Annotated in this window: 13 protein-coding genes and 1 other RNA gene; 5 read left to right on the top strand and 9 right to left on the bottom strand. The window is 54.4% G+C overall.

The features are described 5' to 3' along the window. Positions 1 to 15 precede the first annotated feature (15 nt). The 5 genes from sufS to sufA are packed head-to-tail and all read right to left on the bottom strand — an operon-like array spanning position 16 to position 5,171. On the bottom strand, positions 16 to 1,239 hold the full coding sequence (gene sufS, locus EA20_RS0116800) for a cysteine desulfurase SufS (protein ID WP_024967933.1): 1,224 nt from the start codon (positions 1,237 to 1,239) through the stop codon (positions 16 to 18). Then, positions 1,236 to 2,519: a Fe-S cluster assembly protein SufD gene (sufD, locus tag EA20_RS0116795; protein WP_024967932.1), complete on the bottom strand. Its 1,284-nt coding sequence runs from the start codon at positions 2,517 to 2,519 to the stop codon at positions 1,236 to 1,238. The genes sufS and sufD overlap by 4 nt, the downstream gene beginning before the upstream one ends. After that, positions 2,494 to 3,240 carry a Fe-S cluster assembly ATPase SufC gene (gene sufC, locus EA20_RS0116790; protein WP_024967931.1) on the bottom strand — a complete coding sequence of 249 codons (747 nt, stop codon included), beginning with the start codon at positions 3,238 to 3,240 and terminating at the stop codon, positions 2,494 to 2,496. The genes sufD and sufC overlap by 26 nt, the downstream gene beginning before the upstream one ends. Positions 3,241 to 3,297: 57 nt before the next feature. Further along, positions 3,298 to 4,791, bottom strand: a complete 1,494-nt coding sequence (gene sufB / locus EA20_RS0116785; RefSeq protein WP_024967930.1) for a Fe-S cluster assembly protein SufB — start codon at positions 4,789 to 4,791, stop codon at positions 3,298 to 3,300. A gap of 5 nt (positions 4,792 to 4,796) precedes the next feature. After that, a complete protein-coding gene (gene sufA / locus EA20_RS0116780) occupies positions 4,797 to 5,171 on the bottom strand; it encodes a Fe-S cluster assembly scaffold SufA (RefSeq protein ID WP_024967929.1) in 375 nt (124 codons plus the stop codon). A gap of 391 nt (positions 5,172 to 5,562) precedes the next feature. Between sufA and EA20_RS0116775 the strand changes: the two genes are divergently transcribed. Then, entirely contained in the window at positions 5,563 to 5,967 is a 405-nt protein-coding gene (locus EA20_RS0116775; RefSeq protein ID WP_024967928.1) for a hypothetical protein, read from the top strand. 25 nt (positions 5,968 to 5,992) lie between these two features. Here the strand turns inward: EA20_RS0116775 and EA20_RS0116770 are convergent, their stop codons facing one another. After that, the gene (locus tag EA20_RS0116770; RefSeq protein ID WP_024967927.1) at positions 5,993 to 6,427 is read right to left on the bottom strand and encodes a hotdog fold thioesterase; all 435 of its coding nucleotides are present in this window, start codon (positions 6,425 to 6,427) and stop codon (positions 5,993 to 5,995) included. Further along, a complete protein-coding gene (locus tag EA20_RS0116765) occupies positions 6,427 to 9,480 on the bottom strand; it encodes an FAD-binding and (Fe-S)-binding domain-containing protein (protein ID WP_024967926.1) in 3,054 nt (1,017 codons plus the stop codon). The genes EA20_RS0116770 and EA20_RS0116765 overlap by 1 nt, the downstream gene beginning before the upstream one ends. Positions 9,481 to 9,704: 224 nt before the next feature. On the opposite strand from EA20_RS0116765, the gene ydiK reads away from it, so the two are divergent. Beyond that, positions 9,705 to 10,823 carry an AI-2E family transporter YdiK gene (gene ydiK / locus EA20_RS0116760; protein WP_024967925.1) on the top strand — a complete coding sequence of 373 codons (1,119 nt, stop codon included), beginning with the start codon at positions 9,705 to 9,707 and terminating at the stop codon, positions 10,821 to 10,823. A gap of 258 nt (positions 10,824 to 11,081) precedes the next feature. Continuing rightward, positions 11,082 to 11,192, top strand: an RNA gene (gene rprA / locus EA20_RS20445) — antisense sRNA RprA. A 61-nt stretch (positions 11,193 to 11,253) separates the two neighbouring features. On the opposite strand, the gene ppsA is transcribed toward rprA, so the two are convergent. Next, positions 11,254 to 13,635: a phosphoenolpyruvate synthase gene (gene ppsA, locus EA20_RS0116755; RefSeq protein ID WP_024967924.1), complete on the bottom strand. Its 2,382-nt coding sequence runs from the start codon at positions 13,633 to 13,635 to the stop codon at positions 11,254 to 11,256. A gap of 468 nt (positions 13,636 to 14,103) precedes the next feature. On the opposite strand from ppsA, the gene EA20_RS0116750 reads away from it, so the two are divergent. Beyond that, complete coding sequence (locus EA20_RS0116750) at positions 14,104 to 14,937, top strand: pyruvate, water dikinase regulatory protein (RefSeq protein WP_038381711.1); 834 nt, start codon at positions 14,104 to 14,106, stop codon at positions 14,935 to 14,937. Between the two features lie 154 nt (positions 14,938 to 15,091). Continuing rightward, positions 15,092 to 16,138, top strand: a complete 1,047-nt coding sequence (locus EA20_RS0116745) for a 3-deoxy-7-phosphoheptulonate synthase (protein ID WP_024967922.1) — start codon at positions 15,092 to 15,094, stop codon at positions 16,136 to 16,138. Positions 16,139 to 16,190: 52 nt separating this feature from the next. Here the strand turns inward: EA20_RS0116745 and EA20_RS0116740 are convergent, their stop codons facing one another. Continuing rightward, on the bottom strand, positions 16,191 to 17,630 hold the full coding sequence (locus EA20_RS0116740; RefSeq protein WP_024967921.1) for a protein adenylyltransferase SelO: 1,440 nt from the start codon (positions 17,628 to 17,630) through the stop codon (positions 16,191 to 16,193). Positions 17,631 to 17,735 lie beyond the last annotated feature (105 nt).

The raw sequence follows: 17,735 nt of genomic DNA, 5'->3' as shown, positions 1-17,735 counted from the left end.
TGCCTGCCTGCAGCTTCAGCCGCCCAGCAGACGATGTATACGTATCAGACCAGCCGTCAGACGATCGACCTCTTCTTCGCTATTGTACAGGACGAAGGAGGCCCGGCACATGGCTGGCACGCCGTAATGTGTCATCAGTGGCATGGCGCAGTGGTGTCCGGTCCGGATGGCGATGCCATACTGATCGAGGAAACTGCCAACGTCATAAGCGTGATGCTGCCCAAGGTTAAAGGCGATCACACCGGCGCGTTCCTGCGGGCCGTAGATGGTCAGGTCCGGCACGGTGGAGAGCTTATCAAGCGCATAGCGCATCAGAGCCTGCTCGCGTTCCTGAATGAGATCCAGGTTCTGAGCGGTAATCCAGGCCAGTGCGGCGCCAAGCCCGATAATTCCGCCGGTATTGGGTGAACCAGCCTCAAAACGCCACGGCGCAGCCGCATAGGTGGTCGGGCTGGTCAGGCTGACCGTGGAGATCATCGCGCCACCGCCTTCCCACGGCGGCATCTCATCCAGCAGCGCCTTACGGCCATACAGAATGCCAATTCCCGCCGGGCCATAGATTTTATGGCCAGAGAAAAGATAGAAATCGCAGTCCAGATCCTGAACGTCAACTTTCTGATGCATAACCGCCTGAGCGCCATCAATCAGCGTTACCACGCCGGCAGCTTTGGCCTGAGCAACCAGTTCTTTAACCGGGTTGATCGTCCCCAGCACGTTAGAGACGTGGGTGACGGCAAGCAGGCGGGTACGGCTGTCGATCAGCGACGGTAGCGTGGAGAGATCGAGTTCACCGTTCTCCGCGAGAGGGATAAAACGCACCTCAGCACCGGTGCGCTGGGCAACCATCTGCCAGGGAACGATATTCGCGTGGTGCTCCATTTCGGTGATCAGAATATTATCACCGGCCTGAAGCTGGCTGCCGCCCCAACTGCTGGCCACGAGGTTGATGCCCTCGGTAGTGCCTTTAACGAAGACGATCTCTTCTGGCGAAGCGGCATTAAGAAAACGCGCAGCCTGGCTGCGCACATTTTCCATGTCGGTGGTCGCTTCGGCGCTCATGGTATGAATGCCGCGGTGTACCGCAGCATAACCGTGCTCATAGAAATGGCTTTCCGCATTGATAACCGAATGCGGTTTCTGCGCGCTGGCGGCACTGTCAAGATAAGCCAGCGGCTGGCCATTCACTTCTCGCGCCAGAATCGGAAACTCAGCCCTGACGCGTGCCAGGTCAAAACTCATTGAATGCCTCCGGGAAAACGCCGGGCGATACGCTGCATCACCGCCTCTTTCAGCACGTCATCCTTAATGGCTTCGGTTAATTCCGCTGCAAACGCGTAGATGATCATACGCTGTGCGGACTCTTCACTGATCCCGCGCGCGCGCAGGTAGAACATCTGCTCGTCGTCGATACGGCCAATAGTTGCACCGTGACTGCATTTAACATCATCAGCATAGATTTCCAGCTGCGGCTTGGTATCCACCTCTGCCAGGCGGCCCAGCAACAGGTTGTTGTTGGTCATCTGCCCGTCAGTTTTCAACGCATGTTTAGCCACTTTGATCATGCCGTTAAACACTGCACGTCCCTTATCGCGAACGATAGTTTTATGCAGCTGACGGCTCTGACAATGCCCTTTGTTATGCTCAAGATAGGTGCGGCTGTCACAAACTTCTTTATCAACAGGCAGCATCAGGCTGTTAATGCCCAGCTCGCTACCTTCACCGTTCAGCTGAACGCTGGTGTTATGCCGTGATAAACCCGCGCCCAGCAGGAAGCTGTGGCTCTGCACACGCGCATTGCGGCCAATGGTGAGGTCGTTATGCGAGAAATGGAAGCTGCTGCTGTGTTCAAAAGAAAGATTGTAGTGGGTCAGCTGTGCGTTATCGCCTACCGTCGCCGTAAAACGGGCGCCGGTAAAATGGCTTGCTTCATTCAGGCTGACGTAGTGCTCAATCACCGTCGCTTCTGCGCCATCATCCAGCTGCAGGTGATGACGATAGTGAGACGTGTTCATTTCCGCCTGAGCGCTGCCGCTGCTGATATGCAACAGATAAAGGGCACGGGTAGCCGATTTGCCGCGAGACAGATGGATGGAAGTCACTTCTTCCGCCAGGCTTTCCGTCAGATGCAGAAAGACTTCCGGCTGAAGGGCGGCGGCAAGTTCACGACGTTTAGCCGCGCCGCTCACCTGGATTTCAAACAGGTCATGTTCGCTGTCGCTGAGCGCAGCACTGAAACGCCCGTCAACAAAGACCAGTTTAACAGCGTCAATATCGAGCGCGTGTGCGGCAACGTCCGTTGCGGTCAGCTCTGCGGCCTGTGGCAGAACGAAATTCTGGTCAAACAGGCTTTCCAGTGGCGTATATTTCCAGTTCTCCTGCTTGCGCGTCGGCAGGCCCAGGCGCAGAACCTGCTGCCAGTGCTGCTGCGCCTGAAGAGAACGGGTTTCGCCGTGGCTTTCAAAAAGGTGATGCCACTGCTGCAGCGCGTTATCACTACTCCTGGTCGGTAAGCCAGCCATAGCCTTGCTCCTCCAGTTGTTTCACCAGCGTAAAATCGCCTGACTTCACGATCTTGCCCTGATAGAGCACGTGAACAAAATCAGGCTTGATGTAATCAAGGATACGCTGATAGTGCGTGACGATGATGAAAGCGCGTTTGCCGTCACGCAGCGTGTTTACGCCGTTGGCCACGGTTTTCAGGGCATCGATGTCCAGACCGGAGTCGGTTTCATCGAGGATGCAGAGCTCAGGCTCCAGCGCTGCCATCTGCAGAATGTCGTTACGCTTTTTCTCACCGCCGGAAAAGCCAACGTTGACCGAACGGGTCAGCAGATCTTCCGGCATTTTCAGCAGCTGAATTTTGTCTTCAATGAAGTCCTGGAAGTCGAAGCGGTCCAGCGACTCCTGCTCGCGATATTTACGCACGGCGTTTACCGCCGTTTGCAGGAAGAACTGGTTACTGACGCCGGGGATTTCTACCGGATACTGAAACGCCATAAAGATACCTTCACCGGCGCGATCTTCCGGGGAAAGTTCCAGCAAATCTTTGCCTTTGAAGCTGACGGAACCGCCGGTAATTTCATATTCTTCACGGCCAGCCAGGGTGGCAGAGAGCGTACTTTTTCCTGAGCCGTTCGGGCCCATGATGGCATGTACTTCACCCGGTTTTACTTCAAGATCCAGCCCACGCAGGATCTCTTTGTCTTCAATGCTAACCTGTAAATCTTTAATACTTAACATAGTGTTTCCCTGACAGTGCCGTCCGGCACTGCACTCAGTGACCGTATGCGTGGCGCGTTAACCCACGCTGTGTTCAAGGCTGATCGCCAGCAATTTTTGTGCTTCTACCGCGAATTCCAGCGGCAGCTCGGTGAAGACATCCTTACAGAAGCCGTTCACAATCATAGAGATCGCATCATCTTCGCTGATCCCACGCTGCAGGCAGTAGAACAGCTGATCTTCACCGATGCGGGAAGTGGTCGCCTCATGCTCAAGCTGGGCGGTGTTATTGCGCACTTCCACGTAAGGGAAAGTATGTGCACCGCAGTCAGCGCCAATCAGCATCGAGTCGCACTGGGTGAAGTTACGTGCGTTAGTGGCCGTCGGCATGATTTTTACCAGCCCACGATAGGTATTCTGGCTTTTGCCCGCCGAAATGCCTTTGGAGATGATGGTCGATTTGGTGTTCTTACCAATATGGATCATCTTCGTGCCGGTATCCGCCTGCTGATGGCCGCTGGTCAGCGCCACGGAGAAGAACTCACCAATTGAGTTGTCGCCGCGCAGGATCACGCTTGGATATTTCCAGGTGATAGCCGAGCCGGTTTCCGACTGCGTCCAGGACATTTTGCTGTTTTCACCTTCACACAGCGCACGCTTGGTAACGAAGTTAAGAATGCCGCCCTCGGACTCGCCGCCGGAGAACCAGTTCTGTACGGTCGAATATTTAACTTCGGCGTCCTTATGGATGATCACTTCAACCACCGCTGCGTGAAGCTGGTAGCTGTCGCGCACCGGTGCGGAACATCCTTCGATATAGCTGACGTAGCTGCCTTCATCTGCGATCAGAATGGTGCGCTCGAACTGTCCGGTTTTCGCCGCGTTGATGCGGAAATAGGTGGAAAGCTCCATCGGGCAACGCACCCCTTTCGGGATGTAGACAAAGGTACCGTCGGAGGCCACAGCGGAGTTCAGCGCCGCGAAGAAGTTGTCATTCGCCGGCACAACCGTACCCAGATACTGTTTAACCAGCTCGGGATGTTCATGAATAGCCTCACCGAATGAACAGAAGATGATCCCCTGCTCCGCCAGCTTGCCGCGGTAAGTTGTGGAAACGGAGACGGAATCGAAGATCGCATCAACGGCGACTTCCTGCCCTTCACGTACCGGCACGCCCAGTTGTTTAAAAGCGTTTTCCACTTCTTCCGTCAGATAGTTCGCTGGCTGCGAACCGGAGGCCTGCGTCGCACCCGGCTCAGAGGAGCAGCTGTCATCACAGTTGCCGCATGAAGGCGCTGAATAGTAGCTATAATCCTGATAATTCAGGGATTTATAGTTCGCTTTCAGCCAGTGCGGCTCTTCCATTTCCAGCCAGGCCGCGTACGCCTTCAGGCGAAACTCCAGCATCCACTCCGGCTCGTTACGCTTGGCGGAAATCGCGCGCACCACATCTTCGCTGATACCGTGTTCAAACTCTTCGGTTTGCAGTTGGGTAAAGAAGCCTTCTTTGTACTTCTGGTGATTTCCTTCCCAGACCTGCACGTCGTCCGATGTTTCAGTGTTTCGAGACATATCGTTTACTCAACGCCAAAGCTCTCACCACAGCCACAGGCGTGTTGAGCTTTAGGATTATTAAATTTGAAAATCTGATTCAGGCCTTCACGGACAAAATCGACTTCCGTTCCGTCGATTAACGGCATGGCCTGCAGAGGAACATAGAGATGCGCCCCCTGATGGGTGAAAACAAGATCGTCATCGGCTGGCTCTTTGACCAGATCCATGGTGTAGCCAAATCCTGCGCAGCCGGAGGACTTCACGCCCAGCTTCAGGCCCTTCACGTGGGGGTCGTTAGCGGCCAGCGCGATGATTTGCTGAGCGGCGCTGTCGGTCAGCGTCAGGCCCTTCCAGACGAAGTCGTCAGGAGAAAAAGAAGCAGTAGTTGCTGATGGCATAAGATTACCTCGCGAGTCGATAGCCCTGCGGGCTAATACCCCTATGTTAGTGATATTGGATATCGCTTCAACCTCTTGTTTTGCAGGGATTTAGGTAAAGAGGCCTTTTTCAGCCTTCTTTATACAGTTTAGACCCTGTTAAGAGGAATACGATTTGCATCAGGCATCCTTTTAATGGGCGCCTAACGCGTTGAATATAAGCGACTAAATTACGGTCGCGCTTCGCTGATTGTTAATAATGCCGGTTTTAACGCCAGGATTCACGCCGCCTTAAGTTATGACCAATTATTCTGAAAGGCCGCATTTATGGATAAAAATATCGCCAGGGTCATTGAATATTGCGCAACTTGTAATATGATAATGATTATCATTAGCGAATATGGATTCCGGAATGAAGCTGTCGATGAGTGCCTGGCTGCAACATAAAATTGACGATTATAAATTTTCTATCCGCGACATTACCGTTGACTACTATATGGCCGAGGCCAAATTAAACCGGCCAGAGTGCACGCTTGAACAACTGCGCCAGTTTAACGACACCTGCCTCGATATGGCGGAAATTTGCCAGCTGAACGGCGACGATCAGAGCTATCTGCACGCGCTGGGCAAACTGCACCATCGCCTGCTACAGGAGTTAGGAAATGGCCAACGCGAACGGCTGTTCCGCATGCAGGCCTGGCAGTTGGCGCGCCATTCCCTGACGCGTCTGTGCCATCAGCTGGCAATGAACGGAGACTGGGACCGGGCCAGCAAACTGCAAAACGAGTTCGTCAGACACGCCGCCTGGATCATATGATCGCCGTTTTTCAGCGCGCACTATATTAGCATTCTTTTGCCCTGGCTGACAAAACCGACGTAGTAAGGCGTGAGGTGCAACACAGCCGCTGTTGTGCGTCAAAAATCTCAATCTGCCAGACTTGATGTGTGCGTCCAACATGCATGGCGCGACAAATGCCCCGGACTACCCCCTCTCTGACGGCGCGAAGATGGTTAGCATTAATTTCCAGCCCGACAACGGTTTCATCTTCTTCGCTACAGAGATAGCCTGCCATCGATCCCAGCGTCTCGGCCAGCGTGACCGAGGCTCCGCCGTGCAGCAGGCCGAAGGGCTGGCGCGTTCGCTCATCAACCGGCATGGTGGCTTCGAGTACATCCTCGCCGAGGAGGGTAAAGCTGATGCCGAGATGGGCCACCAGCGTTCCCTGGCTGCGATGATTCATCTGTGCCAGCGTGGCGGTACGTTTCCAGATCGGCATCAGATGAACTCCAGCAATGCCTGAAGGGGATGACGCATTCCGTTCCCTTCCACGCGTTTTACCTGGCTGCGGCAGGAGTAACCGGTGGCAAGACAGCGCTGGCGCGGCAGTTTTTGCATTGCCTGGTGCCATGAGAGTTCATAAATTCCCAGCGAGTTCGCCAGATTTTTCGTCTCATGCCCGTAGGTGCCTGCCATGCCGCAACAGCCCACGCTGACATTTTCCAGCCTGGCGCCAAAACGGGCAAAGATCCCTTCCCATTGCTTTGACGAGGCGGGCAACGCGGTCACTTCCGTACAGTGGCCAAAAAGATACCAGGCTTCCCCGCTTTGGGGCTTCTGTTCTGCCGGAGGCAACGCCTGTATCAGCCATTCATGCACCAGCTGGACGTGGAAGTTGCCCCGTTTCTCTTGCAATATTTCCCGGTACTCATCGCGATAACAGAGCACCAGCGCGGGATCGACACCCACCATTGGCAGATCCAGGCTGGCGACACGGTTGAGAAAATCCGCCGTTTTTTGCGCGGTGCGTGCGAAGCGCGTCAGGAACCCTTTAATATGTTGCGCCTTGCCGTTCGGCGAGAAAGGAAGCACCACCGGCTGGTAGCCAAGCTTTTCCACCAGCCGGACAAAGTCAGCCACCAGACGGGCTTCGTAATAGCTGGTGAAAGGATCCTGAACAATAAGCACGTAGTTTGCCCGCTGCTCGCGACTCATCTCCTCAAGCTGTTCCAGCGTGGTGGTCAGGGCAGCCTGCCCCGCCAGCTGTTTCTTCAGGTTGGGCGACGAAAGCAGCGGCAGGTCAACCATACCGATGCGGGTTTTGCTCAGGTTGCGCACCAGCGGCTGACGAAGAAAGAAATTAAAGAGCTGTGGCGCTTTTGCCATCAGCGGCGCATAGCTTTCCACGCCGGCCACAAGATGGTCGCTGAGCGGGCGCTGATACCGCGTATGATAAAGCTGGAGAAAGCGCGCACGGAAACCGGGAACATCAATTTTGATCGGACACTGTGTGGAACACGCCTTGCAGGCAAGGCATCCTGACATCGCCTCTTTCACTTCATGGGAAAAATCGTATTCGCCGCGTTTTGCATACCAGCTGTTGCGGGTACGTTCAATCATGCCTCTCAGGCTGACCCGCGTTTCCGGCAGACGTTTTTCCAGCGCCAGCGGATCGACGCCCTGCTCCGCCAGCAGGCGCAACCACTCACGCGTCAGCGTCGCCCGGCCTTTCGGCGAATGGATGCGGTTACCGGTGATTTTCATTGAAGGACACATCGGGCTTCTGGCATCAAAATTAAAACATAAGCCATTGCCGTTACACTCCATCGCCCCGCGCCAGTCACTGCGGGTGGCGATGGGGATCTGGCGGTCCCATGTGCCTCGCTTAACGGCGTCCACCTTCATCATGGGTTCATCAACGCCCAGCGGCGTGCAGATCTTGCCGGGGTTCAGGCGGTTATGCGGATCAAAGGCGGCCTTGATACGCCGCAGCTCATGGAACAGCGCCTCACCAAAAAACGCCGGACTGTATTCTGCCCTGAAGCCTTTACCGTGTTCGCCCCAGAGCAGGCCGCCGTAGCGTGCCGTCAGCGCCACTACCTCATCAGAAATCTGTTTCATCAGCATTTCCTGCTGCGGATCGCACATATCCAGGGCCGGGCGGACGTGCAGGACGCCAGCATCAACGTGTCCAAACATGCCGTAGCTCAGGCCATGGTTGTCCAGCAATGCCCTGAATTCCACAATGTAGTCAGCAAGATGTTCGGGGGGAACGCAGGTATCTTCGACGAACGGGATGGGTTTGGCGCGGCCTTTGGCATTGCCAAGCAGCCCCACGGCCTTTTTACGCATGGCGTAAATGCGTTCAATCCCGTCCAGGTTATGGCAACGCTGATAGCCAATGATCCCCGCTGCGCCCTGCGCTATCAGTGTGTCCAGCTGCTGACAGAGCGCATCTACCTGACCGTCCGTTTCGTCGCTGTCATTCCCGGCAAACTCCACGATATTCAGCCCCAGCATCTCGCGATCGGGGATATCGGTAATCAGTTCGCTGACCGAGTGCCAGACAATGTCTTCGCGGGCCAGATTCAGCACTTTTGAATCGACCGTTTCCACAGAAAGCGCTTTTGCTTCCACTAAAAAAGGCGCGCTGCGCAATGCGGAATCAAAGGAGTCATATTTGATATTAACCAGACGACGGACTTTCGGGATCGGCGTAATGTCCAGGCGGGCTTCGGTAATAAAGGCCAGCGTTCCTTCGGCACCACAAAGTATGCGGGTTAAATCCACCTGCTGGAGATCGTCGCTGACGGCGTGGCGTAAATCGTAACCGGTCAGAAAACGATTAAGCACAGGGAAGTTATCCACTACCAGCTGTCGTTTATCTCGGCAGCTTTCCAGCACGGTGCGGTAAATTTCCCCTTCACGGCTCTCTTCCTGCGCCAGCCTCTCTGCCAGCGCCACGGGAACGGCGCGGGTATCCAGGATATCACCGCCGTGCAGGACTGCCCGCAAGCCAAGCACATGATCGGAGGTTTTGCCGTAAACCAGTGACCCCTGCCCAGAGGCGTCGGTATTAATCATGCCACCCAGCGTGGCGCGGTTGCTGGTTGACAGCTCCGGCGAAAAAAAGAAGCCGTAGGGTTTAAGCCAGGCATTCAGCTGATCTTTAATCACACCTGCTTCGACCTTAACCCACCCCTGCTCCGGATTAATCTCCAGAATACGGTTCATATAGCGTGACATATCCACGACGATGCCCTGATTGAGCGACTGGCCGTTGGTCCCGGTCCCGCCGCCACGGGGGGTGAACGTCAGACTTTCGAAACGTGACCCACCGGCCAGACGGGCTATCAGGGCAACATCAGCGGTTGACCGGGGAAACAGCACCGCATCCGGAAGGAGCTGATAGATGCTGTTATCGGTGGACATGGTGAGACGATCGGCATAGCTGGTGGCGGTATCGCCGGTGAAACCCTGCTGCTTAAGCGCCTGCAAAAAAGTCAGCACCAGTTGAACCAGGCCTGGCGCCTGAGAGAGTTGTGGGATCATTATCGGGTAACCAGAATGTAAGGTAAACGATTGCACTTAATCTCATGGTTTTATCACATTTTTTTATACACTGTCGCGGTCTGAAAATGTCACCTGAAAAGAATCACGTGCCGTTTCCGGCGAAAGTGCGTTTAATACATTGTGTTTCGCGTGGGCGCTGATGCAACGGAAGATGCTAAGCGATGCCCACACCCTGTTTTATTGACTGAAGGTAATGTTGCACCATGAAGAATGCGCAGAAAGGATGGGATTTGCCGCAAATCGTCTTCTCGCTGATGTTTATCACCCTGCTGATCGTCGCCAGCTTCTGGGTTGTTCAGCCTTTTGTGCTGGGTTTTGCCTGGGCGAGCATGGTGGTGATCGCAACCTGGCCGCTGATGATAAAAATCCAGCACCTGCTCTGGGGCCGCCGCTCGCTTGCCGTACTGGTGATGGCGCTGTTGCTGATCCTGCTGTTTATTATTCCCGTCGCGCTGTTGGTCAACAGCCTGATTGACACCAGCCGGCCCGTTATCGCCTGGGCCACTTCGGGTCACTTTCGCCTGCCGGAGCTGCTCTGGCTGAACAATCTGCCGCTGGCCGGTCCTAAGCTATTCTCGGCGTATCATAATCTTGTTGAAGGTGGCGGCAGCGCCATGATGACCAAGGTTCAGCCCTATATCGGCCGCACCAGCGGCTTTCTGTTCGCTCAGGCGGGCCATTTTGGTCGCTTTATGCTTCATCTCGGCCTGATGCTGCTGTTCAGCATCCTGCTTTACTGGCGCGGTGAACAGGTTGGCCAGGGCATCCGCCACTTTGCTTTCCGGCTGGCATCTCAGCGTGGTGATGCGTCAGTTTTGCTGGCCGGACAGGCAATACGGGCCGTGGCGCTGGGTGTGGTAGTGACGGCGCTGGTACAGGGCGTTTTGGGCGGTGTCGGCCTGGCGCTGTCGGGTATTCCTTACGCCACCATTCTGACCGTGCTGATGATCCTCGCCTGTCTGGTCCAGCTCGGCCCGCTGGTTGTCCTGATTCCGGCGATTATCTGGCTCTACTGGAGTGGGGATACGACCTGGGGCACTGTGCTGCTCATCTGGAGTTGCGTGGTGGGAACTCTGGATAACTTCCTTCGTCCTGCGTTGATCCGTATGGGCGCTGACTTACCGATGATCCTTATCCTGTCTGGCGTCATCGGCGGTCTGGTAGCGTTTGGCATGATCGGGCTTTTTATCGGACCTGTGGTGCTGGCCGTCTCCTACCGGCTCCTTTCCGCCTGGATTAATGAGGTGCCGGCTCCACAAAGATCCCCGCATGAGGTGGTGGAAACGGTGGAGGAAAACAGAGAACGGAATAATCACGCCTGAATATGGCCCTGATGACCAGCCAGGCTGGTCATTTTCATAAGCAGCAGGAAACATTTTCTTCAGGAAATCAATAAACCATTCAGAAAACTTAACCTCTAAAAGCGGTTTTTCAATGATTTCAGTTGTCCTTAGGGCCAATTGATTAGCAAATATATGGCTTACTGGCCGCCGGCGCGGCAAATGTGTCATAAAAGATTATGTCTTTTAAACTAATAAGAGGATTCTTAATGACTCAACCACCCTGCCTGAATAGTATAAACAGCATGTTTAGGATCAACATGCTGATTTTTAAACAAGCTTTCCCCAAGTCAAAGTAAAGAATTGCTGTGTGTAGTCTTTGCCCATCCCATGTGATGGGCTTTTTTTTATTCTGCAGAAATGAAAAAAGGCCAGTCAGACTGGCCTTTAGTGTGAAATTACCTCAACCGGGCTACTTTTCAGGCAGTTCCGCCAGGCTCAGCCAGGTTTGCACCACGGTATCAGGATTCAGCGACAGGCTGTCAATGCCTTCTTCCATCAGCCAGGCCGCAAAATCCTCATGGTCAGAGGGCCCCTGACCACAAATCCCGACATATTTGCCCGCTTTCTTCGCTGAGCGTATCGCCATCGACAGCAGCGCTTTCACCGCGTCGTTGCGTTCATCAAAGAGTTCGGAAACCACACCCGAATCCCTGTCGAGGCCCAGCGCCAGCTGAGTCATATCGTTGGAACCGATTGAGAAGCCGTCGAAATATTCAAGGAACTGATCCGCCAGCAGCGCATTGGACGGGATTTCACACATCATAATCAGTTTCAGGCCATTCTCACCGCGCTTAAGCCCCTGACGTGCCAACTCCTCCACTACCGCTTTTGCCTGCGCCACGGTACGCACGAAGGGCACCATGATCTCCACGTTGGTCAGCCCCATCTCATTACGGACGCGCTTCACGGCGGCACACTCCAGGGCAAAACAGTCCCGGAAGCTGTCAGCCACGTAACGACCTGCGCCACGGAAACCGAGCATCGGGTTCTCTTCTTCCGGCTCGTAGCGTTCACCGCCCACCAGGTTTGCGTATTCATTAGTTTTGAAATCGGAGAGGCGAACAATCACGCGTTTTGGCGAGAATGCGGCGCCCAGCGTGGCGATCCCTTCCGTCAGACGGGCAATATAAAACTCAACAGGGTCGTCGAAACCCTTCATCATTTCACGGATTTGCTTCTGCAATTCAGGCGTTTGCTGATCAAACTCCAGCAGCGCTTTAGGATGAACGCCAATCATACGGTTGATGATAAACTCCAGCCGCGCCAGCCCCACGCCCTCGTTCGGCAGGCAGGCGAAATCGAATGCCCGATCGGGATTACCAACATTCATCATAATCTTGAGCGGCAGTGGCGGCATCTCATCTACCTGAGAGCTTTTTACTTCGAAGTCGAGCAGGTCATCATAGACATAGCCGGTGTCCCCTTCCGCGCAGGATACCGTGACTTTATGACCATCCTTCAGCACATCCGTCGCATGACCGCAGCCAACCACGGCAGGAATACCGAGTTCACGCGCGATAATCGCAGCGTGACAGGTACGTCCTCCGCGGTTGGTGACGATGGCAGAAGCCTTTTTCATGATCGGTTCCCAGTCCGGGTCCGTCATATCTGTCACCAGCACATCACCTTTCTGAATCCGGTTCATCTCGCTGATGTCATGAATTACCTTCACTTCGCCCGCGCCAATACGGTGACCGATAGCCCGTCCTTCCACCACGATCTTACCCTGGCCGTGCAGGGTGTAACGCTCCATGACCTGGCCATTTGAGCGCACCGTTTCCGGACGAGCCTGGACAATAAACAGTTTGCCCGTATGTCCATCTTTTGCCCATTCAATATCCATGGGTCGCTGATAGTGTTTCTCAATCAATACGGCCTGCGTGGCCAGCGCTTCCACTTCTTCGCTGGTCAGACAGAAACGATCGCGCTCCTGCTCAGGAACATCTTCAATTCTGACCTGTTCGCCGTGCTCCTGTGAATCGGCATAAACCATGCGAATTTTCTTCGAACCCATGGTTCTGCGCACGATGGCAGGACGCCCCGCCGCCAGCGTCGGTTTATGGACGTAAAATTCATCCGGATTGACCGCGCCCTGAACCACCATTTCGCCCAAACCCAGCGCAGCCGTAATAAATACCACCTGATCAAAGCCCGATTCGGTATCGATGGTAAACATCACGCCCGCCGAGCCGACGTCTGAGCGCACCATGCGCTGTACGCCCGCTGAGAGCGCCACGCCACGGTGGTCGTACCCCTGATGCACACGGTAGGAGATGGCCCGGTCATTGAAGAGTGAAGCAAAGACATGTTTTACGGCGATCAGTACGGCATCAAAGCCCTGCACGTTCAAAAAGGTTTCCTGCTGACCGGCAAAGGAGGCGTCTGGCATATCTTCCGCTGTGGCAGAAGACCTGACCGCAAAAGAGGCCTCGGTATCATCAGAAGAGAGCTGCTCATAGGCTTCGCGGATGGCTGCTTCAAGCGCCGGCTGGAAAGGCGTATCGACAATCCACTGGCGTATCTGCTTGCCTGCTTTTGCCAGTTCATCAACGTCATCAATATCGGTCTTATCCAGCAGGTCATAAATGCGCTGATTCACGCCGCTTTGATCGAGGAAAAGATTGAATGCCTCAGAGGTTGTTGCAAACCCATCGGGCACGGATACGCCCAGTGAAGACAAATTACTGATCATTTCGCCCAGAGAAGCATTTTTGCCTCCCACCCGATCAACATCATTCATGCCAAGCTGGTTGTACCAGAGCACTAACGGCAGTTCGCCTTTATTGGACATTGAAGCAATCCTTTTCAGATTTAATTAAGTTTTGAGGACAGAGTAAGACGAATTGAGCCTGGCACATTCCTGTTCTGGAATGAAACTGTTGAATCGATCAAGCGCGTCAAAAAAACCGTTTTAAGAAAACTCCGCCTTCGCGTGAGATGATTGCGCAAATAAAATATTTTCAACTATATGATTTATATAGTTATTTTTTATGAGGTGCATTTCACACTAAATATCGTTGCGCAACGGATAATAATGCCCGTAAAGAATGAATATGGAAATTACTCTGCTTTTTATGAATGGAAAAAAGAAACGTCATTTCATAAATTGGATTGCGGACCTTTTTTACCGTTTGTCCGAAAATGCCTGACCGGCAAATAAATACTTTCGCAGTTTGATGCGTGCTGTTATGTCCAACACAATTTGCATTCTTATAGCGGCGTAAACTAGTCTGCTGAAACAATAACGACGGGAGACAAGATGGACGTGAACAGCGAACGCAGCGTTTTTTATATTTCTGACGGTACCGCCATCACCGCCGAAGTGCTCGGCCACGCGGTGCTCTCGCAGTTCCCCGTGAACATTAACAGCGTCACCCTTCCTTTTGTTGAAAACGTGCAGCGCGCCCAGGCCGTTAAGGCGCAAATCAATGCACTTTACGAGAAAAGCGGCATGCGCCCGCTGGTCTTTATTTCGATCGTGACGCCCGAAATCCGCGATATCATTCTGCAAAGTGAAGGCTTTTGTCAGGACATTGTGCAGTCGCTGGTGGCGCCCATTCAACAGGAGCTGGGGATTGCCCCGGCACCGGTGGCTAACCGGACGCATGGGTTAACGGCCAGTAACCTTGGCAAGTATGATGCCCGTATCGCCGCGATCGATTATACGCTGGCGCATGACGATGGGATCTCGCTGCGTGGGCTGGAAGATGCGCAGGTTATTCTTCTGGGCGTCTCGCGCTGCGGTAAAACGCCCACCAGCCTCTATCTCGCTATGCAGTTTGGCATCCGCGCCGCCAACTATCCATTTATTGCCGACGATATGGATAACCTTAAGTTGCCACCCGCCCTGAAACCTTTTCAGCATAAGCTGTTCGGTCTGACCATCGATCCTGAACGGCTCGCCGCTATTCGTCAGGAGCGGGCTGAAAACACCCGCTACGCCTCAATGCGCCAGTGCCGTCTGGAAGTGGGCGAAGTGGAAGCGCTGTTCCGCACGCATCAGATACGCTACCTCAACAGCACTAACTATTCCGTCGAAGAGATTGCCACTAAGATTCTGGATATTATGGGTCTGACCCGCCGTATGTATTGAACGGACGCGCTAGCGTTGCAAAAAAGTGATAATTATCGCGTTAACCTCTTTTTAGCGGCGTTTCCGGTTGAAATGATGTCGTTTTGGTTTATTGTGATCGGCATCACTTCCCGGCAAACCTGCCGCAGAGAAGAACAAATTTTCAGAGATTATCATGAATAAAACTGATGAACTGCGGACCGCGCGCATCGAGAGCCTGATTACGCCTGACGAACTGGCTAAGCGGCATCCGGTAACGCCAGCCATTGCAGCCAACGTGACAGCGTCACGTCAGCGTATTGCCCGTATCCTTTCCGGTGAAGATCCGCGCCTGCTGGTTGTTATTGGCCCCTGTTCGCTACACGATCCCAGGGCTGCTGTTGATTATGCGGAAAAACTGACAGCGCTGCGTGAAAAATATCGCGACCGTCTCGAAATCGTCATGCGCACCTATTTTGAGAAACCTCGTACGGTGGTTGGCTGGAAGGGGTTAATCTCCGATCCGGATCTCGACGGCAGTTTTCGCGTGAATCACGGGCTGGACATTGCCCGCAAGCTGCTGCTGGATATCAATGCGCTGGGCATGCCAACCGCGACTGAGTTTCTGGACATGGTGATCGGTCAGTTTATCGCCGATCTGATCAGCTGGGGAGCCATTGGCGCCCGCACTACCGAAAGTCAGATCCACCGTGAAATGGCTTCGGCACTCTCCTGTCCGGTAGGCTTTAAAAACGGCACCGACGGTAATACGCAGATTGCGGTAGACGCTATCCGCGCGGCACGTGCCAGCCATATGTTCCTTTCGCCGGATAAACACGGACAGATGACCATTTATCAGACGAGCGGGAACCCTTCCGGCCATGTAATCATGCGTGGCGGGAAACAGCCCAACTATCATCCGGAAGATATCGCCGCGGCAGCAGCAAGCCTGCGTGAGTTCAAATTGCCTGAACAGCTGGTAGTCGACTTCAGCCACGGTAACTGCCTCAAGCAATATCGTCGCCAGATGGAGGTCGCTGAATCGGTTTCCCGGCAGATCCGTGAGGGCAGCCGGGCCATTGCCGGCGTAATGATTGAGAGCTTCCTGAAGGAAGGAACGCAAAAAATCGAGCCCGGCACGCCGCTGGTTTATGGTCAGTCGATCACCGATCCCTGCCTGGGATGGGAGCAGAGCGAGGCGGTGCTGGCCCTGCTGGCTGATGCAGCGGCATCCCGCTTCTGATAAGTCCCTTTACAGCGGGAGCAGCCTGTGTCGCCCTCCCGCTTGCCAGACCTCAGCTTGAGCAACTCACTGCCAGTTTCTTACCCCAGTCGGGCGGACGACGCATCAGATCGGCGAACTCCGGCGCATCGGTAAAGGGCTGGCTCAGCGCCTGAAGCAGTCGCGTCAGGACGCTGATATCATCCTGCTCAGCCCGTTCAATCGCCTGCTGCGCCAGATAATTTCTCAGCACGATCGCCGGATTGGCCTGCTTCATCTTCCGCTGCCGCTCCTCATCGCTGATGCCTTCCTGAATAAGACGCTGTCGGTAGATGTTATACCAGCTGTCAAAAGCTTCACGATCGATAAATTCATCACGCAGCGGTGACGCCGATTGCTGCTGCGCCGTTTCGCTCAGCAGACGGAAGGTTAAGGTATAGTCGCTGCCTTCACGGCTCATCATCGCCAGCAGGCTGGTCAGTATCTCGTTATCATCACTGGCCCCGGTAAAGAAGCCCAGTTTCGCCCGCATCTGTGCGCCCCAGCAGCGCATCAGCTCCTCTTCATAGCCTGAGAGCGCCTGCTTCAGCTGCTCCGTACTCAGCAGACCTGACAGCGCATGGGCCAGCCGGTTAAGGTTCCACAAACCGATCATGGGCTGATTCTCAAAACTGTATCGGCCCTGGTAGTCTGAGTGGTTACAGATAAAATCGGGCTTATAGTCATCCAGAAAACCGTAAGGCCCGTAGTCCAAAGTCAGGCCGAGGAGAGACATATTATCCGTATTCATTACGCCATGAGCGAACCCGATGCTCTGCCAGTGGGCGATCAGCCTTGCTGTACGCTTAACCACATCGCTGAACCAGAGCTGATAGCGATCGGACTCTTCCTGCCACTGTGACCAGTGGTGACGGATCGCATAATCCGCAAGCTGACGAACCTTCTCCGGCTCGCCGGCATAAAAGAAATGTTCGAAGTGACCGAAGCGCAGATGGCTTTCCGCGACGCGAAGCAGCATGGCGCCGCGCTCTGACGTTTCCCGGTAGACAGGTTCGTCACTGGTCACAACCGTTAAGGCGCGCGTCGTCGGCACGCCGAGATGATGCATCGCCTCAGAAGCAAGAAACTCCCGCAGGGAGGAGCGGAGTACCGCCCTGCCATCGCCCATCCGTGAATAGGGCGTCAATCCAGCCCCTTTCAGATGCCAGTCCATTTTCCTGCCATCCGGCAACTGTTGTTCACCGAGTAATAAACCCCGGCCATCTCCCAGCTGACCCGCCCAGACGCCAAACTGATGCCCGCTATAGACCTGAGCCAGCGGCTGCATGCCGGGCAGAAGCGCTTCACCGCTCCAGAGCGGGGTTTTATCTTCGCTGAACCAGCTTTCATCCAGCCCCAGCTCCTGCGCCAGCGAAGGACTGTGGCAAAGCAGACGGGAATGGCTTAACGGCGTGGGCTGAAGAGCGGTATAAAATCCCTCAAGCTCATGGTGCCAGGTATTATTGAATTGCATGACTTTCCCCTCCAAATCTGCTGATGCAGCAGCATCAGGCTTGCGTCATGATAGTCTTAAGTGTAACCCCCACAAGTGAGAGTAAACACGGATAGAGTGAAGGGA

It is taken from the genome of Pantoea sp. IMH (genome assembly GCF_000599885.1).
GTDB lineage: Bacteria > Pseudomonadota > Gammaproteobacteria > Enterobacterales > Enterobacteriaceae > Erwinia.
The sequence above is the reverse complement of the archived record's forward strand: the minus strand, read 5'-3'. Positions and strand labels throughout refer to the sequence as shown.